Annotated in this window: 22 protein-coding genes; 7 read left to right on the top strand and 15 right to left on the bottom strand. The window is 67.4% G+C overall.

The window, feature by feature from the left end; all coding sequences use genetic code 11:
• Positions 1 to 47: 47 nt before the first annotated feature.
• The 6 genes from ABIC44_RS02620 (at position 48) to ABIC44_RS02595 (ending at position 5,599) form a co-directional block, all read left to right on the top strand.
• Positions 48 to 500 carry a MarR family winged helix-turn-helix transcriptional regulator gene (locus tag ABIC44_RS02620; RefSeq protein WP_354293438.1) on the top strand — a complete coding sequence of 151 codons (453 nt, stop codon included), beginning with the start codon at positions 48 to 50 and terminating at the stop codon, positions 498 to 500.
• Positions 497 to 1,900, top strand: a complete 1,404-nt coding sequence (locus tag ABIC44_RS02615) for an efflux transporter outer membrane subunit (RefSeq protein ID WP_354293436.1) — start codon at positions 497 to 499, stop codon at positions 1,898 to 1,900. Before ABIC44_RS02620 ends, ABIC44_RS02615 begins: the two co-directional genes overlap by 4 nt.
• The gene (locus ABIC44_RS02610; RefSeq protein ID WP_307098000.1) at positions 1,897 to 3,060 is read left to right on the top strand and encodes an HlyD family secretion protein; all 1,164 of its coding nucleotides are present in this window, start codon (positions 1,897 to 1,899) and stop codon (positions 3,058 to 3,060) included. Before ABIC44_RS02615 ends, ABIC44_RS02610 begins: the two co-directional genes overlap by 4 nt.
• Entirely contained in the window at positions 3,060 to 4,619 is a 1,560-nt protein-coding gene (locus ABIC44_RS02605) for a DHA2 family efflux MFS transporter permease subunit (RefSeq protein ID WP_354293434.1), read from the top strand. Before ABIC44_RS02610 ends, ABIC44_RS02605 begins: the two co-directional genes overlap by 1 nt.
• A 171-nt stretch (positions 4,620 to 4,790) precedes the next feature.
• Positions 4,791 to 5,333: a ThuA domain-containing protein gene (locus ABIC44_RS02600; RefSeq protein WP_354293433.1), complete on the top strand. Its 543-nt coding sequence runs from the start codon at positions 4,791 to 4,793 to the stop codon at positions 5,331 to 5,333.
• Entirely contained in the window at positions 5,231 to 5,599 is a 369-nt protein-coding gene (locus tag ABIC44_RS02595) for a ThuA domain-containing protein (protein ID WP_354293693.1), read from the top strand. The genes ABIC44_RS02600 and ABIC44_RS02595 overlap by 103 nt, the downstream gene beginning before the upstream one ends.
• A 9-nt stretch (positions 5,600 to 5,608) precedes the next feature.
• Here ABIC44_RS02595 and ABIC44_RS02590 read toward each other — a convergent pair whose 3' ends face one another.
• The 14 genes from ABIC44_RS02590 to rpsB all read right to left on the bottom strand — a co-directional run bounded on the left by ABIC44_RS02590 (position 5,609) and on the right by rpsB (position 19,211).
• A complete protein-coding gene (locus ABIC44_RS02590; RefSeq protein WP_354293431.1) occupies positions 5,609 to 7,012 on the bottom strand; it encodes an L-serine ammonia-lyase in 1,404 nt (467 codons plus the stop codon).
• A gap of 67 nt (positions 7,013 to 7,079) precedes the next feature.
• Positions 7,080 to 7,370 (bottom strand): PilZ domain-containing protein, encoded by a 291-nt coding sequence (locus ABIC44_RS02585; RefSeq protein ID WP_354293429.1) that lies wholly within the window; start codon positions 7,368 to 7,370, stop codon positions 7,080 to 7,082.
• A gap of 161 nt (positions 7,371 to 7,531) precedes the next feature.
• Positions 7,532 to 7,762 (bottom strand): 50S ribosomal protein L31, encoded by a 231-nt coding sequence (gene rpmE, locus ABIC44_RS02580; RefSeq protein WP_007404343.1) that lies wholly within the window; start codon positions 7,760 to 7,762, stop codon positions 7,532 to 7,534.
• Between the two features lie 98 nt (positions 7,763 to 7,860).
• A complete protein-coding gene (gene fabZ / locus ABIC44_RS02575) occupies positions 7,861 to 8,349 on the bottom strand; it encodes a 3-hydroxyacyl-ACP dehydratase FabZ (protein WP_307097996.1) in 489 nt (162 codons plus the stop codon).
• A gap of 7 nt (positions 8,350 to 8,356) precedes the next feature.
• On the bottom strand, positions 8,357 to 9,028 hold the full coding sequence (locus ABIC44_RS02570; RefSeq protein ID WP_354293428.1) for an OmpH family outer membrane protein: 672 nt from the start codon (positions 9,026 to 9,028) through the stop codon (positions 8,357 to 8,359).
• Positions 9,028 to 11,757: an outer membrane protein assembly factor BamA gene (gene bamA, locus ABIC44_RS02565; protein WP_307097994.1), complete on the bottom strand. Its 2,730-nt coding sequence runs from the start codon at positions 11,755 to 11,757 to the stop codon at positions 9,028 to 9,030. The genes ABIC44_RS02570 and bamA overlap by 1 nt, the downstream gene beginning before the upstream one ends.
• 70 nt (positions 11,758 to 11,827) lie before the next feature.
• A complete protein-coding gene (gene rseP / locus ABIC44_RS02560) occupies positions 11,828 to 12,964 on the bottom strand; it encodes an RIP metalloprotease RseP (protein ID WP_354293426.1) in 1,137 nt (378 codons plus the stop codon).
• A complete protein-coding gene (dxr, locus tag ABIC44_RS02555; RefSeq protein WP_354293424.1) occupies positions 12,961 to 14,118 on the bottom strand; it encodes a 1-deoxy-D-xylulose-5-phosphate reductoisomerase in 1,158 nt (385 codons plus the stop codon). The genes rseP and dxr overlap by 4 nt, the downstream gene beginning before the upstream one ends.
• A complete protein-coding gene (locus ABIC44_RS02550) occupies positions 14,118 to 14,885 on the bottom strand; it encodes a phosphatidate cytidylyltransferase (protein ID WP_354293691.1) in 768 nt (255 codons plus the stop codon). The genes dxr and ABIC44_RS02550 overlap by 1 nt, the downstream gene beginning before the upstream one ends.
• A 53-nt stretch (positions 14,886 to 14,938) precedes the next feature.
• On the bottom strand, positions 14,939 to 15,607 hold the full coding sequence (gene uppS, locus ABIC44_RS02545; RefSeq protein WP_502959814.1) for a polyprenyl diphosphate synthase: 669 nt from the start codon (positions 15,605 to 15,607) through the stop codon (positions 14,939 to 14,941).
• Positions 15,608 to 15,696: 89 nt separating this feature from the next.
• Entirely contained in the window at positions 15,697 to 16,254 is a 558-nt protein-coding gene (gene frr, locus ABIC44_RS02540; protein WP_307097991.1) for a ribosome recycling factor, read from the bottom strand.
• A 3-nt stretch (positions 16,255 to 16,257) separates the two neighbouring features.
• The gene (pyrH, locus tag ABIC44_RS02535) at positions 16,258 to 16,983 is read right to left on the bottom strand and encodes a UMP kinase (RefSeq protein ID WP_307097990.1); all 726 of its coding nucleotides are present in this window, start codon (positions 16,981 to 16,983) and stop codon (positions 16,258 to 16,260) included.
• Between the two features lie 322 nt (positions 16,984 to 17,305).
• Positions 17,306 to 18,241 carry a translation elongation factor Ts gene (gene tsf / locus ABIC44_RS02530; protein ID WP_354293422.1) on the bottom strand — a complete coding sequence of 312 codons (936 nt, stop codon included), beginning with the start codon at positions 18,239 to 18,241 and terminating at the stop codon, positions 17,306 to 17,308.
• Between the two features lie 160 nt (positions 18,242 to 18,401).
• A complete protein-coding gene (rpsB, locus tag ABIC44_RS02525) occupies positions 18,402 to 19,211 on the bottom strand; it encodes a 30S ribosomal protein S2 (protein ID WP_307097988.1) in 810 nt (269 codons plus the stop codon).
• Positions 19,212 to 19,495: 284 nt separating this feature from the next.
• Here rpsB and ABIC44_RS02520 point away from each other — a divergent pair, with 284 nt between their 5' ends.
• Positions 19,496 to 19,816, top strand: coding sequence for a hypothetical protein (locus ABIC44_RS02520; protein WP_354293420.1), 321 nt, complete (start codon positions 19,496 to 19,498; stop codon positions 19,814 to 19,816).
• On the opposite strand, the gene pssA is transcribed toward ABIC44_RS02520, so the two are convergent.
• Entirely contained in the window at positions 19,755 to 20,564 is an 810-nt protein-coding gene (pssA, locus tag ABIC44_RS02515) for a CDP-diacylglycerol--serine O-phosphatidyltransferase (protein ID WP_354293418.1), read from the bottom strand. The two genes, ABIC44_RS02520 and pssA, sit on opposite strands and share 62 nt — an antisense overlap.
• Positions 20,565 to 20,566 lie beyond the last annotated feature (2 nt).

Here is a 20,566-nt window from a genome sequence, read left to right as displayed (position 1 = left end):
GGCATCCATCAATTGACTGCCGTGGCAGCTATTGCCATGGCAGTCATATGGCTCACCAAGATACTGCCCATTTCGATCCCGAACGCTCGGTCGGTTATCTGACCAAGCGCGTGTTCCAGCTCGCCCGGATCGGGATGGAGCCGATCTTTCAGGATGAGGAAGTCACGCATGTCCAGTGGAGCGCGCTGATGACGCTGCTCTGCGGTTTCGGGGAGACGGCGGCGGAAATGTCGCGCCACCTGTGCCACGATACCGGCGCGACGACGCGGATCATCGACACGCTGGAGGAGCGCGGGCTGATGGCGCGCCGCCGCTGCACATCCGATCGGCGGGTCGTCCGCCTCGCGCTGACCGAGGCCGGGCGCATCGTCGCGGAACGCTGCAAGGTGAAGGTCGTCACCCTGTGGAACGACTGGATGGCCGACTGGTCGCAGGAGGATGCCGACCAGCTCGTCGCGCTTCTCCTCCGGCTCCGCGACCGTCTGGAGACACAGGCATGAAGCGGTCGGCATTCCTCACCGCCCTTCTGCTGGCGGGCTGTTCGGTGCCGCAGGCGCATCCCGCCATTGCCCCGGTCGCGACCGACACGCTGGGTCTGGGCACCGCGCAGGCGCCGCTGGTGGCGACCGAGTGGTGGCATGGGCTGGGCGATCCGCAGCTCGACCGGATCGTCGGCGATGCGCTGTCCGGCAATCCGTCGCTGGAGATCGCGATGGCGCGGCTGCGTCAGGCCGAGTCGGTGCTGGCCAGCCGCCGGGCGGAGGACGGCCCCGCCGTGTCGCTCGACGCGCAGGAGCAATATAGCCGCATCTCGGGCCGCTATACCATCCCGCCACCCTATGCGGGCACGACCCAGTGGCTGGGGCAGGCACAGGCCAGTCTCAACTGGACGATCGACCTGTTCGGGCGACAGGCCGCCGCGATCCAGGCGGCGCGCGCCTCCACCCGCGCGGCGATGCTCGACGTGACGGCGGCGCGGCTCGCGCTCGCGGGATCGGTCGCGCAGACCTATGTCGAACTCGCCCGTGCCGAGCGTCAGGCGGCGATCGCGCGCCGGACCATCGATACGCGCACCCGCTCGCTGGGGCTGGTGCAGGCGCGCATCCGCAACCACCTCGCCAGCCAGCTCGACGCCAGCAGCGCGCAGACTTTGCTCGCCCAGGCGCGGGTCGCCCTGGCAAGGGCCGAGGCGCAGGCGGCGCTGGCACGCAACGCGCTGGCGGCGCTGGCCGGGCGCGGGCTGGACTATCCCGCGACGATCGCGCCGACGCGGATCGCGCTCGACACCGCGCTCCCCATGCCGGGCATCGTGCCCGCCGACCTGCTGTCCCGTCGTCCCGACATCGCCGCCGCGCTCGCCCGGATCGAGGCGGCGAAGGGCGGGCAGGAGGTCGCGCGCAAGGCGTTCCTGCCCAATGTCAATCTGATGGCGCTGGCGGGGTTCCAGGCGGTGGGGCTGGGCAATCTGTTCACCGCCGATGCCGGAACCGTCGGCGCCGGGCCCGCCATCCACCTGCCGATCTTCGACAGCGGACGGCTTCGCGCGGGCCTGGCCGGCGCGACCGCCGCGCTCGACCTGGCGACCGCCGATTATAACGACCGGGTCGTCGGCGCGGTGCGCGAGGCCGCCGATGCGGTGACGCGCAGCCAGACCCTCGCCACCGAGCGCGCCCGCCAGAGCGAGGTCACGCGCGGACTGGCCGAGACGCGCCGCCTGAACGCCATTCGCGTATCGAGCGGGCTGCAATCGCAACTGGGGTTGATCGACCCCGATATCCGCCAGCTGGAGGCCGATCAGGCCGACGCCAATCTCGCCGCCGACGCGGTCCAGGCGCGGATCGCGCTGGCCGTCGCCCTGGGCGGCGGTTTCTCCCCTTCCACCGAAAGCACGCCCCGATGAGCGACACCGCCACCGCCGCCCCCTCCCCCGCGCCCGCCGGCAAGCCCAGGGCGCGCAAGACCGGCCTGACCATCCTGGCGGTCGTCGTGGTGATCGCCGCGATCGTCTGGGCCGTGTTCCACTTCCTGCTCGCCAAGCCCGAGGAAGAGACCGACGACGCCTATGTCGCGGGCGATGTGGTGGCGATCACCGCGCGCGATCCGGGCACGGTGCTGGCCATCCATGCCGACAACACCCAGACGGTGAAGCAGGGCGCGCCACTGATCGACCTGGACCCCGCCACCGCCGATGTCGGCGTGGCCTCGGCCGCCGCCGAGCTGGCGCGTGCGGTCCGCGCGACGCGGGCGGACTTCACCAAGGTCAACCAGAGCGGCGCGGCCATCGTCCAGGCGCAGGCCGAGCTGACCCAGGCGCAAGCCGATTATGCCCGCCGCCGGGGCGCCGCCGCCGAGGGGGCCGTGTCGGGCGAGGAGCTGTCGCACGCCGCCGACGCGGTGAAGGTCGCGACCGCCAACCTGAACCTGGCCCGCGCCCAGGCAGCGCAGGCGCGCACCGCCGTGCAGGGGACCGAGGTATCGACCAACCCGTCGGTCCTCGCCGCGATCGCCGCCTATCGCCGCGCCGCCATCGCGCGCAGCCATATGCACGTCGTCGCCCCGATCACCGGCGTCGTCGCGCAGCGCACCGTGCAGGTCGGCCAGCAGGTCGCCGCCGGAACCCCGCTGATGGCGGTGGTGCCGCTCGACCGGCTATGGGTCGACGCCAATTTCCGCGAGACCCAGTTGAAGGACCTGCGGATCGGCCAGCCCGCGACGATCGTCGCCGACATCTATGGCGGCAAGATCGTCTATCACGGCAAGGTTATCGGCCTGGGTGCGGGCAGCGGCAATGCCTTCGCTCTGCTGCCGCCGCAAAATGCCAGCGGCAACTGGATCAAGATCGTCCAGCGCGTGCCGGTGCGGATCGGGCTGGACGCCAATGAGCTTCGCCAGAACCCGCTGCGCGTCGGCCTGTCGGCGACGGTCACGGTCGATACCGCCGACCAGCGCGGTCCGCGCATCGGTGCCCCTGCAAGCCAGACCTATCGCACCCCCGCGACCGACGGCAACGATCCCGCGATCGAGGCGCGGATCGCGCAGATCATCGCGGCCAATCGCTGATGGCGGGCGGCCCTCCCCAGGCGGGCGCGGGGGATGGCCCCGCCCCGCTGAAAGGCGCCTCGCTGGCGCTGATCGCCTTCGCGCTGGCGCTGGGCACCTTCATGCAGGTGCTCGATTCGACCATCGCCAACGTCTCGCTGCCCACCATCGCGGGCAATCTGGGCGTCAGTTCGGACAACTCGACCTGGGTCGTCACCGCCTTCGCCGTCGCCAACGGCGTGGCGGTGCCGCTGACCGGCTGGCTGATGGGCAAGTTCGGGGTGGTGCGGACCTTCTGCGTCTCGGTCTTCCTGTTCACCATCGCCTCGTTCCTGTGCGGCATCGCATGGGACCTGTCCTCGCTGATCGGTTTCCGCGTGCTTCAGGGCGCGGTGTCGGGCCCGATGATCCCGGGCAGCCAAGCGCTGCTAATCTCGATCTTCCCGCCGCAGAAACGTTCGACCGCGCTCGGCATCTGGTCGATGACGACGCTGGTCGCGCCGATCATGGGGCCGATCCTGGGCGGCTACATCTCCGACAATTATCACTGGAGCTGGATCTTCCTGATCAACGTGCCGGTCGGCCTGTTCTGCGCCGGTGTCTGCTGGCGCGGCCTGTCGAGCCGGGAAACGCCGACCCGCAACCTGCCGATCGACAAGGTCGGGCTCATCATGCTGGTCGTCTGGGTCGGGGCGCTCCAGATGATGCTCGACCTGGGCAAGAATGACGACTGGTTCCATTCGACCCGGATCGTGGTGATGACAGTGATCGCGATCGTCGGCTTCGTCGCCTGGCTGATCTGGGAGATGACCGACGCCAATCCGGCGGTCGACCTGTCGCTGTTCAAGGGGCGCAATTTCAGCATCGGGACGCTGGCCTTCTGCCTGGGCTATGCGGTGTTCTTCGCCAACACGCTGCTGCTGCCGCTCTGGCTCCAGACGCAGCTCGGCTATACCGCGACCTGGGCGGGGCTGGTCGCCGCGCCCAGCGGGGCGGTGGCGGTGGTCCTCACCCCCATCGTCGCGCGACTGTCCGGCAAGGTCGATGCGCGGATCATGGCGACCATCGCCTTTGCCGCCTTCGGCCTGTCCTACTGGATGCGCTCGGGGCTCAACACCTCGGCCAGCTTCGGCGACTTCGTCCTTCCGTTGATGGTGCAGGGAATCGCGATGAGCACCTTCTTCCTCGCGATGCTGACCATCGCGCTGGACGGTGTGCCCCAGCATCGCATTCCATCGGCGACCGGCATTTCCAATTTCGCGCGCATCACGGCGGGCAGCTTTGCCGCGTCGCTGACGACGACGATGTGGGACCGGCGCGAGGCGCTGCACCAGGCGCATCTGTCCGAGGCGATCGGCCAGAACCCGGTGTGGCAGATGGCCCGGACCGGGCTCAACCATCTCGGCCTGACCGATACCCAGGCCGCCGCCGCCGTCACCCGGCAGATGGTCGGCCAGGCCTATCTGCTGGCCTCGACCGACATCTTCTATGTGTCGGCCTGGCTGTGCATCGTGCTGGCGGCGCTGACCTGGTTCACCCGGCGACCCAAGCCGCATGACGGCCCGATCGCAGCGGATTGATGGTAAATCCTCCCCTGTAAGGGGAGGCGGCAACCCGAAGGGCTGACGGAGGGGTGTCATGGCCGATGAGATACCCCTCCACCATGCTACGCATGGTCCCCCTCCCCTTACAGGGGAGGAAGAGGTTGCGCGCGCAACCAATCTCGGTAGCCTCTCCCAAAAGGGAGACGGATGATGCTGAAAACACTGATGATGATGGCGCTTGTCGTGGCCGCGCAGGCGCCATCGGACCCGCATCTGCCCGGCCGGACCGTCGACAGCGTCGCCCCCACCCTGCCCGCAGGGTTGCAGCGCGGTGTACTGATCGTCTCGAAAACCAATGGCTGGCGGCATATCGAGCATATCCCGCACTCCAACGCCGTGCTGGCCGGGATCGCCAAGGAACTGGGCCACGCCAGCTTCACCACCGAGAATGCCGCCATCTTCAACGACGACCAGCTATCGCGTTTCTCGGTCGTCGTCCTCAACAGCGCCAGCGGCGATTTCCTGAGCGCCGAGCAGCAGGCGGCCTTTGCGCGCTTCGTCGCGCGCGGTGGCGGCGTGGTGGCGGCGTGGTGGCGTTGCACGCGGCGGGCGACGACAGCCACAAGGAGCCCTGGTATGCCGATACGATCATCGGCACGACCTTTATCGGCCATCCGGGCGGCGCGGATCACATCCAGCCCGCGCGGGTCGTCGCGGTCCGGCCGGACCATCCCGTGCTTCGCGGCGTGACGATGCCCTGGGTAGCGCGCGACGAGTGGTACAGCTTCGACGGCAATCCGGCGGCGCGCGGCATGACCGTGCTCGCCCGCGTCGACGAGGGCAGCTATCGCCCCGGCGAGCGGTTGCGCATGGGCGCGGACCATCCCGTGCTGTGGATCAACCCGCGTAGCAGGGGGCGGGTCGTCTATTCCGCGCTGGGGCATGAGCCGCAGCTCTACGACGATCCCGCCTATCGCCGCATCCTGACCAACGCGATCCGCTGGGCGGCGCGCTGACCGGGCGGGTCAGCACTCGACGACGTTGACCGCCAGTCCGCCCAAGCTGGTTTCCTTATATTGCGACTTCATGTCCTCGCCGGTCTGGCGCATCGTCTCGATCACCTGATCCAGGCTGACGATGTGCTGCCCGTCGCCGTGCAGCGCGAGATAGGCGGCATTGATCGCCTTGATCGCGCCCATCGTGTTGCGCTCGATACAGGGAATCTGGACCAGCCCGCCGATCGGGTCGCAGGTCAGCCCCAGATTATGCTCCATGCCGATCTCGGCGGCATTCTCGACCTGCGCGGGAGTGCCGCCCAGCGCCGCCGCCAGCCCCGCCGCCGCCATCGAGCAGGCGACGCCGACCTCGCCCTGGCAGCCCATCTCCGCCGCCGAGATGGAGGCCCGCTTCTTGTAGAGCATCCCCACCGCCGCCGCCGTCAGCAACAGGGTGCGAACCCCGTCGCGGGTCGCGCCATGGACGAAGGCCTCATAATAGCGCAGCACCGCCGGAATGACCCCGGCCGCGCCGTTGGTCGGGGCGGTCACGACCCGTCCGCCCGCCGCATTCTCCTCATTGACCGCCAGCGCCCACAGGCTGACCCATTCGAACACCAGGCTGGGATCGGTGCGCGGCCCCCGGTCGAGCAGCTTCTGCTTGATCGCCTGCGCACGGCGTTGGACCTTCAGCCCGCCGGGCAGGATGCCCGTCGCGGTACAGCCGCGATCGATCGCGCCCACCATCGCATCGCGAACCCGGTCGAGAAACGCGTCCGTCTCCGCATCCTCGCGCCACGCCGCCTCGTTGGCACGGACGATCTGCGCGATCGACAGGCCGGTATCCCCGGTACGCTCGAGCAGTTCCGCCCCGGAGGCGAAGGGATAGGCGAGACGCCGGTTGGTCCGCGCCAGTTCGGGCCCCTCCATCCGGATCGCACCGCCGCCGATCGAATAGAAGCGCCGCACCACCGAACTGCCGTCGGAAAGGAAGGCGGTGAAGACCATCCCGTTGGGATGGGCGGGCAGGAAGCCGGGGCGGAACAGCAGATCGGCCTCGGGATCGAAATCCATCGCATGCCGCCCGTCGAGCGTGATCCGCCGCGTCTCACCGATCCGCGCGAGCAGTCCCTCGACCGCATCGGGATCGATCGTCTCGGGCGTCTCCCCCGCCAGGCCCAGCAGGACGGCACGGTCGCTATGGTGCCCGCGCCCGGTCAGCGACAGCGATCCGAAGAGTTCGGCCTGCACCCGCACCGGGATCAGCCCGGTGTCGAGCATCTCGACCGCAAAGGCCTTGGCGGCGCGCATCGGCCCAACCGTGTGCGAGCTGGAGGGGCCGATACCGATCGTGAACAGCTCGGTCACGCTGACCGCGGCGACACTGTCTTCGCCACGCGGCAGCGCGGTCACGGGAGGGGCTGGCAGGGTCAAGATCGTTCCATTTGTAACGAATAGACTCATGGACTAGCCCAGCCGGTCGCCCCTGGCCACCCCGCGATCAGGCGAGCGGCGCCAGCACCTCGTAGGCGTCCTGCGCCAGCGGGGTCTGGAACTGGCACCCCGCCGCGAAATCGTCCGCCCAGACGATCCGGGCGATCACCTGCCCCACCTTGGGCAGCCGCAGCCAGATCGTCATTCCGCTGCGCAGCTCGGTATAGGTTTCCAGCCGGGCCCCGTGGGTCGAAATGTCGAGGACGCGGCACAGCGCGCGGGCCAGGCCGTCGCCCTCACAATCGGCCTCCACCTTCACCTCCGTCCGCTTCGAGCGACGGCGGGCCGGGATTTTCATGGGCTCGAATTCGGCGGCGAACATGCAGGCAATGCTAAAGCGAGGTGGTAAATACATCGCAAACGATTTGCCCGCCGCGCGCGGCGCATACAAAAAACCCGGCCCCTCCGCATGGAGGCGCCGGGTCCTTTGCGACGGCACGGCCCCGCAGGGCCAGGCCATTACTTGCGGAGCGTGAGACCGCCACCGAAACGCTTGTTGAAGCGCGCGACCTGACCGCCGGTGTCCAGCATCTGGCCACGGCCGCCGGTCCAGGCCGGGTGTGCCAGCGGATCGATGTCGAGCTGCATCGTGTCGCCTTCCTTGCCCCAGGTGGAGCGGGTTTCGAACACGGTGCCGTCGGTCATCTGGACCTTGATCATGTGATAGTCGGGGTGCGTATCGGTCTTCATGATATTGCTCCGGAAAATGGCTGGTTCCGACCAGCCTTAAAGCTCAAGGCGCGGCCCATAGCGGACCGCGCCCCGATAGTCAAAAGCGACGTGAGCCCTTACGCCTCGGCGGGCGGATCGGCGATCATCGCGGTGAAATTGGCCTCCGCCACGGCGACGCCGTCGATCTTGGCGACACCCGCGAACTTGCACACGCGGGTCCGCTTCGACACGAACTCCACCTCCAGATGGAGGAGGACGCCGGGTTCCACGGGCTTGCGGAACTTCACGCCGTCGATCGACATGAAGTAGACGAGCTTGCCCGAATTGGCGAGGCCCAGGCTTTCCACGCCCAGGACACCGGCGGCCTGCGCCAGCGCCTCGACGATCAGCACGCCCGGCATGATCGGACGGCCGGGATAATGGCCCTGGAAAAACGCCTCGTTGATCGTCACCGCCTTCACCGCGCGGATCGACGTGTCGAGGACCAGTTCCTCGACACGATCGACCAGCAGCATCGGGTAACGGTGCGGGATCGCCGCCATGACCCGCGTGACGTCCAGCGGGCCGAGGACGGTCTTCGCCTCGTCGTTCACAACGTCGCTCACGAAGCGATTACCGGCCGCTGTTCTGGCGACGCGCGGGCGCCGGAGCCGGGGTGGCGGCCGGCGCGGCGGCGGGGGCGGCACCCTGCTGGCCACCCTGCTGACCGGGCTGCCAGCCCGCCGGCGGGGTGATGCTGACGGTCGGGACCAGCTTGTCCAGCTCGGCGGTCACGGCCGAGGTGATGTCGGCGGTCGGCTGCATGAACAGCACCGCCTGCGGGCTGACCAGCAGGCTGACATTCTTGGCGCGGACGGCGTTCTGCACCGCTTCGCCCAGCTTGGCCTGGAGCTGCTCGACGGCATAGGTCTGCGCGCGGACGGCGGGCTGGGTCAGCCGGGCCAGTTCCTGCTCGGCGGCCTGCTGCTTGGTCTGGATCGCCTGCGCCTGGGTGCGCAGCGTCGCTTCGTTGGCGTTGGGGGCCGAACGCGCGGTCTGGAACGCCTGGACCAGCGGGTTCAGCTCGGCGGCGAGCGCCGTGCGGCGGGTTTCGGCCTGGTCGAGCTGCGCCTTGTAGGTCGTCTCGATCTGCTGGCGGGCGGTCGCCCAGGCGCGCGAACCGGCGATCGCACCCTGCGGGTCGGCCACGGCGACGCCGTTCACCTGCGCACTCGCGGTCGTCGCGACGGTCGCGGCCGGGGCCACCAGGGCCGCCGCGAGGAGGAGCTTGGAAATCGTCTTCATCAGAACTGCGTCCCTACGTTGAAAGTGATGAGCTTGGGGTCGTCGCCCGGCTGCGTGACCAATGCCTTGGCCAGGTCGATGCGCAGCGGTCCAAATGGTGAATTCCAGTTCACACCGATGCCGATCGACACGCGCGGACGCCAGGTGCCGCCGTAGAACTGCTCTTCGGCATAGTTGGTATTCTGCGCGATGGTGTTGGTGCTGGTGCCCGAGCAGGTACCGCCCGACGTCGCCGAGAAGCCGACCGAGCAGGTGGTGAACTGGCCCGCATTGTCCGACCCCGTCGGCACGACGTACAGCTGCCGCCCCTGCCCGTCCTTGAGCAGCGAGGGGGCGAGCGTCTTCGACCCGTCCTTGTTGAACAGCAGATTGCCGTTGGCGTCGCGCGCCTGCGGGAAATCGAGCGACGGCAGGGGGCGGGTGATGCCCCACAGGCTGCCCGCCTGGACATAGATGCTGGGCCGCAGACCCATTTCGCGCGCACCCGAGCCCAGCGGAATCTCGAGTTCGGCGCGCGTCAGATAATAAGCGCGGCCGCCCAGCGCGTCGTCGACGATCTGGTCGCGGTCGGTCTGACGCGACTGCGATCCGTCCGTGCCGATGACATAGGGCACGCGCAGCACGCGCGGACCGACGCCGCGAATGTCGAAGCCACGGAACTGCGGCTCGCCCAGATAGAAGCGGTCGACGATACGCACCGGGTCGATGCCGGGACCGCGGCTGTCCTCCAGCGAGTGGATATAGCCGCCCTCGCCCAGGACCGAGAAGACGAAGCCCTTGCCCAGACCCCAGAACTTGGCGCCTTCGCCACGAGTGCGGATATACTTCACGTCGCCGCCCAGACCGGCAAAATCCTGGCTGAACGAGAAACGCTGACCCGCGGTCGGACGCAGACGGCTGTTCAGGCTGTCATAGATCAGCGAATAGCCGACCGACGAGGTCCAGCGATTGCCGATCGCGTCGCAAAGATAACGGCCCGCCGTCTGGAAGTTACAGCTGCCATCGGCGTTGAAGAAGGACGAGGCCAGACCGACCTCGTCATAGGTCAGGCCATAGCGACCCGACAGCGACCAATATTCGGTCAGCGGCACGCCCGCGCGCACCTGGAAGCCGGTCGACACCTGGCTATAGGTCGTCTGGCGGGTGGTGCCCAGATAGTTGAACGAGTTATAGTCGCGACGGAACACGTCGACGCCCAGCGCGACGTTCTTGTCGAACACATAAGGCTCGGTGAAGCCCAGCTCGATCGACTTGGAATAGGCCGAATAGTTCACGCCAGCGCGCAGTTCCTGGCCCTTGCCGCGGAAATTGCGCTGAGTGATGTTCGCCTGGATGATGAAGCGTTCCAGCGACGAATAGCCCGCCGATAGCTGTAGCGAGCCGGTAGACTGTTCCTCGGTGTTGGTTTCCAGAACGATCCGGTCGGGGGTCGAGCCGGGGTTCTGCTTGACCTCCAGCTTTTCCTGGAAATAGCCGAGCGAGTTGATGCGGTCCTGGCTGCGGCGGACCTGGAAGCTGTTGAACGCATCGCCCTCGGCCACGCGGAACTCGCGGCGGACGACCTTGTCCTGGGTCTGCGTGTTGCCGTTGATGTCGATCCGCTCGATATAGGTTCGCTTCGCCTCGGCGATGTTGAACGTGATCGACATGGTCAGCGTGTCCTTGTCACGCTGGAACTCGGGGTTCACGTCGGTAAAGGCATAGCCGAACAGGCCCGCCGTCTGGCTGAGGCTGTCAATCGAATCCTCGATCAGCTTGGCATTGTACCAGTCGCCCTTCTTCATGGGCAGCGACTGGGCGAGCTTTTCATTGTCGAAGTCGCGGATCTGGCTGTCGACCTTGACGTCGCCGAACTTGTAGCGCGGGCCTTCCTCCACCACATAGGTGATGATGAAGTCCTTCTTGTCCGGGGTCAGCTCGGCCACCGCGCTGGTCACGCGGAAATCGGCATAGCCATTGGACAGATAGAAGGCGCGGAGCTTCTGCTGGTCGGCCGCCAGACGATCCTGGTCATAGCTGGTGGCCGAGGACAGGAAGCGGAACCAGCGCGACTGCTTGGTGTACATCGCACCGCGCAGCTCGTCGTCGGAGAATTTCTCGTTGCCGATGATGTTGATCTGGCGGACCTTGGACTTGGGCCCCTCGCTGATCTCGAACACCACATCGACGCGGTTCTGGTCCAGATTGACCATCTTGGGGTCGACCACCGCGCCGAACCGGCCCTGGCGGCGGTACAGCTCGACGATCCGCGCCACGTCCTGGCGGACGGCGGTGCGGGTGAAGATCTGCCGCGGCGCGAGCTTGATCTCCTTCTTGATCTTGTCTTCCTTCAGGCGCTTGTTGCCCTCCAGAATGACCCGGTTGATGATCGGGTTCTCGCGCACGCGCAGCACGATGTCGCCGCTCTCGACGCCCGAAATCGAGTAATCGGCGAACAATTCGGACGCCTGAAGATCCTTCAGCGCCTGGTCGAGCGTCTCGGCCGAATAGGGAATGCCCACGCGCAGCTTGGTGTAGGAGAGCACCGTCTCCGGCTCGATCCGCTGCGCGCCCTCGACCCGCAGCGTCTTGATGATCCGCTGCGGCGCGGGCGTCGCGGCGGGTGCCGCCGCCTGTGTCGTCGTCCCGGCGGGCGTCGCGGGCGCTACCTGCGCCATGACGGGGACGCCCGACAGCATCGTGCCCGCCAGCAATAAGGCGCCTGCGCGCACAGTCTTGATACCCGTCATTGCTGTCACCAAACCCACCCCAGAAAAGTCGAACCGACCCCTGTCGTCCTCGCGCCCTGCCCCATCGGCGTCAGCCGATCAAGCCAGCGATATTTTTCCAAAGCCCCAAATTGCCCAGATCGTTGAACGTCACGAAGAGCATCAGGGCCAGGATCGCCACCAAACCGCCACGGAACGCCCATTCCTGGGCTGCCGGCTCCAGGGGGCGACGTCGCACCGCTTCGATCGCATAGAAGAGAAGATGACCGCCATCCAGCATCGGCACTGGCAAGAGGTTGATGAACCCCAGATTGATGGACACCAGCGCCACGAAGAAAACAAAGGCGTCGAGGCCCAGCGCCATCTGCTCGCCCGACACCTTGGCGATCGACACCGGCCCGCCCAGTTCCTTGACCGAGCGGCGGCCCGAAATCACCTGTCCCAGCGTCTCGACCATCATGCGGACGATTTCGCCGGTGCGCTTCACCGCTACCACGGGCGCGCGGAGAAGACCGACCGGGCGGACATCGACCGTGCCGGTGCCGCGCACGCCCAGGCGGCCGATGCGATAGCGGTTGCCGAAGCGATCGCGCTGCTCGTCGGTGCCGACGGTGACGTCGGTCGTGAACGGCACGCCGCCGCGCGTCGCCTCGATCGTCACCCGCTGTCCGGCGCGGATCTGCACATAGCGCGCGATATCGGCGAAGTCGGTGACGGAGCGCCCGTCGATCGCCGTCACCCGGTCGCCCTGACGCAGCGTCGAGGCGGCAGCCGCACTACCCGTCACGACCTCACCCACCACCGGCGGGATCACCGCCTCGCCATAGGCACAGGCAAAGCCCGCCAGGATCAGGATCGCCGCGACGAAATTGATCGCGGGGCCCGCCGCGACGATGATCGCGCGCTGCCATACCGGCTTGGCCTGGAACGTCCGTGCGCGCTCCTCGGGGGGCAGCGAGAGCCAGGCCGCGTCGGGCTGGCTGGCGGGGTTCATGTCGCCGGCGAACTTCACATAGCCGCCCAGCGGCAGCCACCCGATCTTCCACCGCGTATCGCGCCGGTCGGTCAGCCCGAACACCTCGTGCCCGAAGCCGATCGCGAAGGTTTCCGCCTTCACCCCGAACCAGCGCCCGGCGAGGTAATGGCCCATCTCGTGCACGAACACGAGCGGACCGATGGCGAGAACAAAGGCCAGGATGGTCAATAACAGGCCGGGGGTTTCGATCAAACGACGCAATCCTCAACGCGCTCGCCCGCCAGCTCCCGCGTCTCCGCATCGATCGCGATCACCGCGTCGAGCGTTTCCGGCGGGGCCGGGTCGTAGCGATGGAGAATATCCTCAACGATTGCGGCAATTTCGAGGAAGCCGATGCGACGCGCAAGAAAAGCCGCGACCGCGACCTCATTGGCTGCATTCAGAATGGCCGGAGCCGCCCCACCCGCCTCCAGCGCGGCACGCGCCAGTCGCAGCGCGGGAAAGCGCACCGGGTCGGGCGCGGCGAAGTCCATCCGGCCCAGCGCGACCAGATCGAGCGGCGCCATCGGCGTCGGCATCCGGTCCGGCCAAGCCAAGCAATGCGCGATCGGCACCCGCATGTCGGACGGCCCCAGCTGCGCCAGCATCGAGCCGTCGACATAATCGACCGCCGAATGGATCACCGATTGGGGATGCAACACGATCTCGATCCGGTCGGAGGGCACCGGGAACAGCCGGGCCGCCTCGATCAGCTCCAGCCCTTTGTTCATCATCGTCGCCGAATCGACCGAGATCTTCGCGCCCATCGACCAGTTGGGATGCGCCACCGCCTGTTCGGGGGTGACTTGGCGCATGGCCTCGGTGGTCCAGGTGCGGAACGGGCCGCCGCTGGCGGTCAGGACGATGCGGCGCACCCGCTCGGGCCGCGCAAAGTCGAAACATTGGTAGATGGCGTTGTGCTCGCTGTCGGCGGGCAACAGCGTCGCCCCCGTCTTCGCGGCCGCCGCCAGCACCACTTCGCCCGCCGAGACGAGCGGCTCCTTGTTGGCCAGCACCACCGTGCCGCCCTGGGCGATCGCGGCCATGGCGGGCTCCAACCCTGCGCACCCGACGATCGCCCCCATCGTCCAGTCCGCGCCGCTCGCCGCTGCCTCGATCACCGCCGCGCGGCCGCCCGCCACCCGCGTCCCGGTCCCCGCCAGTGCCTCGCGCAGATCGGGCAGGCAGCGTTCGTCGGCGACCACCGCCAGCTCGGCTCCGGTCCGCTTCGCCGCCGCCGCCAGCTTGGCGACATCGCCATTGGCGGTCAGCGCGCGGACGCGGTAGCGATCGGGCTCGCGCTCGATCAGGTCCAGCGTCGAGGTGCCGACCGAGCCGGTCGCGCCGAGAATCGTCACGCTTCGCATCAGAACAGGTCCGGCAGAAAGATCAGGAGAGCCGCGATCGGGGCCACGGGCACGATACCGTCGAGCCGGTCCATGACGCCGCCATGGCCGGGCAGGACATTGCCGCTGTCCTTCACCCCCGCCCGCCGCTTCAGCCCGCTTTCGAACAGGTCGCCGATCTGCGCCAGCACCGCCAGCACCGGGGTCGCGATGACGAGGTGCAAAGGCAGGCCGTGATAGGCACGCATCAGCACCGCCAGCAGGGTCGCCGCCGCCACGCCGCCGATCAGCCCCGACCAGGTCTTGGCCGGGCTAATGCTCGGCGCGAGCTTGGGTCCGCCGAACTGCCGCCCGGCGAAGAACGCCCCGCTGTCACAGGCCCAGACCAGCGCCATCGCCCAGAGCGACAGCGCCAGCCCATCGTCATGCAGACGGATCGCCAGCAGCGAGAAGACCGGCAGACCGACATAGAAGGCACCGGCCCCGAATGCGGGTCGCCGCGACACGATGGTCAGGAAGAAGAAGGTCGCCGCGATCAGGCCCAGCGCGAAAAAGCCCGGCCCGGCCGCCAGTCCCGGCGCCATGATCGCCAGCGGCACCGACAACGCGAACTGCGCCAGTCGCTTTTGCTTGGCGTCAACCTTCAACAGGTCGGACCATTCGGCCATCATGAACAGGCCGACGACCACCGCCAGCAACCAGAAGGCCAGATCGCCCAGCGCCAGGCACAGGCTGGCCAACGCGATCATCACGATGCTGGCCAACACCCGCTTGGTCAGGTTGGACATCGGCTTGGCGGCGGGCTCGACCGGCCTTGCCGCGGGTTCGGAATCGGGATCGATCACAGGCCGCCGAAACGCCTGTGCCGTTGTCCGAAGGCGGCCACCGCATCGGCCAGCGCGGCCTCGTCGAAATCGGGCCAGAGCGTGTCGACGAACATCAGCTCGGCATAGGCGGCCTGCCACAACAGGAAGTTGGACAGCCGCTGTTCGCCCGAGGTGCGGATGACCAGGTCGAGCGGCGGCAGGCCGTTGGTCTGCAACTCGCCCTCGATCGCCTCGGGCGTGATGGCGTCGGCGGGCATCTCGCCGGCCGCGACCTTCATCGCCAGCCGTTTCGTCGCCTCGACCAGCTCGGCCTGCGCGCCATAGTTCAGCGCGATGGCCAGCACCGGCCCGCTATTGACCGAGGTCCGGGCAATGGCGTCGTCGATCATCGCGACCAGATCGGGCGCGAAGCGGCGATAGTCGCCGATCACGCGCAGCCGGACATTGTCCGACACCAGCTCCGCCAAGTCCTTGCGCAGGAAGATGCGGAGCAGCCCCATCAGGTCGCTGATCTCGGTTTCGGGCCGCCGCCAGTTTTCCGAGGAAAAGGCGTAGAGCGTCAGCGCCTCGATCCCCATTGCCCGCGCCGCGCGCGCGATGCGACGCACGGCATCCACCCCAGCCTTGTGACCGGCGAAGCGGGGCAGCAGACGGCGTTTGGCCCAGCGGCCATTGCCGTCCATGATGATCGCGACGTGACGCGGGACCGCACCCGTATCGGGCACGGCCACCAGCGACCCCAGAGCCGTCTGGGCCGAGGCGGCCGGAGGACTCACTTGCCCAGGATTTCCTTTTCCTTGGCCGCCGCCGCCGCATCCAGCTCGGCGACGGTCGCGTCGGTCAGCTTCTGGACCTCGGTCTCGTGACGCTTGCGCTCGTCCTCGCCGAAGACGCCCTTCTTCTCGTCGGTCTTCAGGCTGTCCATGCCGTCGCGGCGGACATTGCGCACCGCGATGCGCGCGCCCTCGGCATATTTGTTCGCCAGCTTGGCGAGCTCCTTGCGGCGCTCCTCGGTCAGGTCGGGGATCGGCAGGCGCAGAGTCTGGCCGTCATTGATCGGGTTCAGGCCCAGACCCGCCGAGCGGATCGCCTTTTCGACCGACGACACGTTCGACTTGTCCCACACCTGCACCGACAGCATGCGCGGCTCGGGCGCCGAGACGGTCGCGACCTGGTTCAGCGGCATATGGCTGCCATAGACCTCGACCGTCACCGGATCGAGCAAGGCGGTCGACGCGCGACCGGTGCGCAGACCGTTCAGGTCGTGCTTCAGCGATTCGACCGCGCCCTGCATACGGCGCTCGAGATCGGACTTGTCATAGGCTGGCATGGGTTAAGCTCCTGCGTTCTGAACGACCGTCGACACACCCTGACCGGCGAGCACGGCACCGAAATTGCCATGTTCGCGGATGTTGAAGACGACGATCGGGATATTGTTGTCGCGGCACAGCGCGATGGCCGAGGCGTCCATGACCTTCAGGTCGTCGGACAAAACCTTAGAATAGCTGACGGTTTCGTAACGAGTGGCGGTCGGCACCTTCTTGGGATCGGCGTCATAGACACCGTCGACGCTGGTGCCCTTGAACAGCGCGTCGCACTTCATCTCGGCGGCGCGCAGCGCGGCACCGCTGTCGGTGGTGAAGAAGGGCGATCCGACGCCCGCCGCGAAGATCACCACCCGGCCCTTTTCCAGATGCCGCTCGGCGCGACGACGGATGAAGGGTTCGCAGACGCTGGCCATCGGAATGGCCGACTGGACGCGCGTGTCGACGCCGATCTGTTCCAGCGCATTCTGGACCGCCAGCGCATTCATGACGGTCGCCAACATGCCCATATAGTCCGCGGTCGCGCGCTCGAACCCCTTGGCCGCCGCCGACAGGCCGCGGAAGATGTTGCCGCCACCGACCACGATGCACAGTTCGTAACCCTGCGCGCGGACGTCGGCGATCTCCTGCGCCACGCGCGCGGTGATCTCGGGGGAGATGGACAGCCCCCCCTCGCCCATCAGCACCTCGCCCGAAAGTTTCAATAGGATACGTTTGAAGCGCGGGCTGGTCATCGTTTCTCGGATCTTGATGGTGAAAGTGCCGCGGACCTTAGGCGGCGGGCGGGCGGCGGGCAACCGTGGAGCGGCGGATCGCGGGGATTTTCGTGGGCCTGCAGTGTCTCACAAAAGCGACTCGGCATTTCGGCCCCCGCCCCGTTCAGGCGGCGCGACGTCGAAGCCCATGGAGCTCCGCTGCCCCCGCGCCCTTCGATTTCGCCCAGGGCGAACAAAGGGGCGGGAGCGATCGCCCACCCCCAAACGCAAAGGGAGCGACCACCTCGCGGCGACCGCTCCCCTTTGCCGCCACCGTCCCATCGAGGGACGGAGTGGATCGTTACGCCTTCTGCGGAACGCCCGAGGCCGCGGCGACTTCGGCGGCGAAGTCCGACGCTTCCTTCTCGATGCCCTCGCCCAGCTGGAAGCGGACATAGTCCACCAGCTTGATCTCGGCACCGGCGTCCTTGGCGGCCTTGGCCACCACGTCGCTGATCTTGGTCTTGCCGTCCATCACGAACAGCTGGCTGACCAGCGCGTGCTCCTTGCGGTACTTGGCGATGCCGCCCTCGACCATCTTGGCGATGATGTCGGCGGGCTTGCCCGATTCGGCGGCCTTTTCGGTCGCGATCGCGCGCTCACGCTCGATCTCGGCCTCGTCCAGGTCTTCCTCGTTCAGCGCCTTGGGGAAGGCGGCCGCGACGTGCATGGCCAGGTCCTTGCCCAGCTTCTGCAGGACCTCGTCCGACGCGTCCGATTCGAGCGCGACGAGCACGCCGATCTTGCCCAGGCCCGGCGCCTGCTGGTTGTGGACATAGGACACGACCGCGCCCTTCGACACTTCGAGGCGCTTGGCGCGACGCAGCGACTGGTTCTCACCGATCGTCGCGACGTTGTTGGTCAGCACTTCGGCGACGGTGCCGCCCTGCGGCATCGCTTCGTTCTTCAGCGCCTCGACATCGTCGGTCGACTTCAGCGCGATCGCGGTGACGTCCTTCACGAACGACTGGAACTGGTCGTTCTTGGCGACGAAGTCGGTTTCCGAGTTCACTTCGACGGCCGCGCCGACGGTGCCGCTGGTGGCGACGCCGACCAGGCCCTCGGCTGCGGTACGGCTCGACTTCTTCTGCGCGGCCGCAAGGCCCTTCGTGCGCAGCCAGTCCAGCGCGGCGTCCATGTCGCCATTCGTCTCGGCCAGCGCCTTCTTGCAGTCCATCATGCCCGCGCCGCTCTTTTCGCGCAGGTCCTTGACCATCGCTGCGGTGATATCGGCCATTGTCTGATTTCCTCTGTCTGAAAAGGGGGATGCGGGTAGGGCCGCCCCATCGGAGGCGGCCCTTAGCACGGCTTGCATGTCAAGCCGATGTCATCGACCGACGGGTTGCCCCATCCGGTCGATGATCGCCCCGCCCGCACCGCGGGGCTTTCTCACGCGATTACGCGTCGATCTGGCGCTCGGCCTCGACCGCCTGCTCGGCGACGTCCGCCGGGGCGACGGTCAGCGCTTCCTCGACGGGCGGCTCGGCCATCGCGCCGAAGTCCGCACCGCCACGGCGCTGCTGCTCGTGACCGCCACGGGTCGCGGCGATGGCAACGGCTTCGCAGTACAGGCGGATCGCGCGGCTGGCGTCGTCATTCGCGGGAACCGGGAACGCGATGCCGTCGGGCGAGACGTTCGAATCGAGGATCGCGACGACGGGGATGCCCAGCGTGTTGGCTTCCTTGATCGCCAGCTCTTCCTTGTTGGCGTCGATCACGAACATCACGTCCGGGATGCCGCCCATGTCGCGGATGCCGCCCAGCGACAGCTCGAGCTTGTCGCGCTCGCGGGTCAGGTTCAGCACTTCCTTCTTGGTCAGGCCGTGCGTGTCGCCCGACAGCTGCTCCTCAAGGGTCTTGAGGCGCTTGATCGAGTTCGAGATCGTCTTCCAGTTGGTGAGCATGCCGCCCAGCCAGCGATGGTTGACGAAATGCTGGCCCGCGCGACGAGCGGCCTCGGCGACCGGCTCCTGCGCCTGGCGCTTGGTGCCGACGAACAGGACCTTGCCACCGCCAGCGACGGTCGAGCTGATGAACTCCAGAGCGCGCGCGAAGAGCGGCACGGTCTGCGACAGGTCGAGGATGTGGACGCCGTTGCGGTCGCCAAAGATGTAGGGCTTCATCTTCGGGTTCCAGCGGTGGGTCTGGTGGCCGAAGTGCGCGCCGGTCTCGACCAGCTGCTGCATGGTGACGACGGGTGCCGCCATAGTGATATTCCTTCCGGTTGGTCCTCTGGGAAGCGGATGACGCGGCGGGCAAAGCCCATGCGCACCGAAATATGATGCTTCCCATGCGGTGTTGAGGTGCGCGCCCTTAGACGATGGCCGACCGCTTGGCAAGCCACCCTTTGCGTTCACTTTTGTTCCGTCGCCGATTGACTCCGGAACATCGATGGAACATAAGATGACCACAACAGGGAAACGGGACGAATCGCCTCATCACGGATTCGCAACATCGGGGTTTTGGCACGACTCGCCCTGATGTTGCCGCGATGGCGACGGAACCGGACGAAAAAATCAACGGTTACGGTTCGGTTAATGGCCGCACCGTATGGGAACGGCAGGAGGCAGGCATCATGATGATCGTGGTGAGTGTTCTGGTTTTCATGGGCGCGCTGGTCGCCTCGCTCGGCACCATCGTCATGATGGTTGCCCCCCAATGGCGGCGTATTCTGCATCTGGCGACCGGACATGCCGAACCGGCCTTCACGCCGCTCGCCACGCTGGTGGTGGCCGAGCGGCGGATCGCGGTCAGGCGCTGGGCGGCGAACTCGCCTGCCCCTTCGCTGGTCCGCCGCCGCGCGGCCGCTTGATGCGGGCATAGGCGAACATGGTGAAGGGGATGCTCGCCAGATAGGCAAGGCATATCGCCGTCAGGGCATGCCAGGGCGCCGAGATCAGCGCCACTCCGACCAGGACGATGATGGCAAGCGCCTCGAACCGGATATGACGCCGCAACCGGAACGAGGTCCATGACAGGGTGGCGATGCTGGACACCATCAGCAGCGCGACAAAGGCCACCCATGGCGCGACGAGCAATGGCGAGGCGAAGATCGGCTCGCCGGTCCAGAACCAGAGATAGAGAGGCAGCATCGCCAGCCCCGCTCCGGCGGGCGCGGGAACCCCGGTGAAGAAACCCGCCGTCTTGCGCGGCTGGTCGATCACATCGAGCTGGGAATTGAACCGCGCCAGCCGAAGCGCACAGAATACCGCCTGGAGCAGCGCGCAGATCCAGCCGATGCGAGGCAGGTTCTGCAGCGACCAGAGATAGAGGATGAGCGCAGGCGCGACGCCGAACGAAATCGCGTCCGAGAGCGAGTCCAGCTCGGCACCGAACCGGCTCTCCCCGCGCAGCAGCCGCGCGATCCGCCCGTCCAGGCCATCGAGCGCCGCCGCGACCATGATCATCGTGACCGCCGCTTCCCACGACCCCGCAATGGCAAACTTCACGCCGGTCAGGCCGGAGCAGAGCGCCAGCGCGGTGACGGCATTGGGCGCGATGGCCCGGAGCGGCAGGCCGCGCGGCGGGCCTCGACGGGCGAAGCGGGGGGAGATGGCCACCG

The organism is Sphingomonas sp. 1185, assembly GCF_040544655.1.
GTDB lineage: Bacteria > Pseudomonadota > Alphaproteobacteria > Sphingomonadales > Sphingomonadaceae > Sphingomonas.
This window is presented reverse-complemented; position numbering and strand designations above follow the sequence as displayed.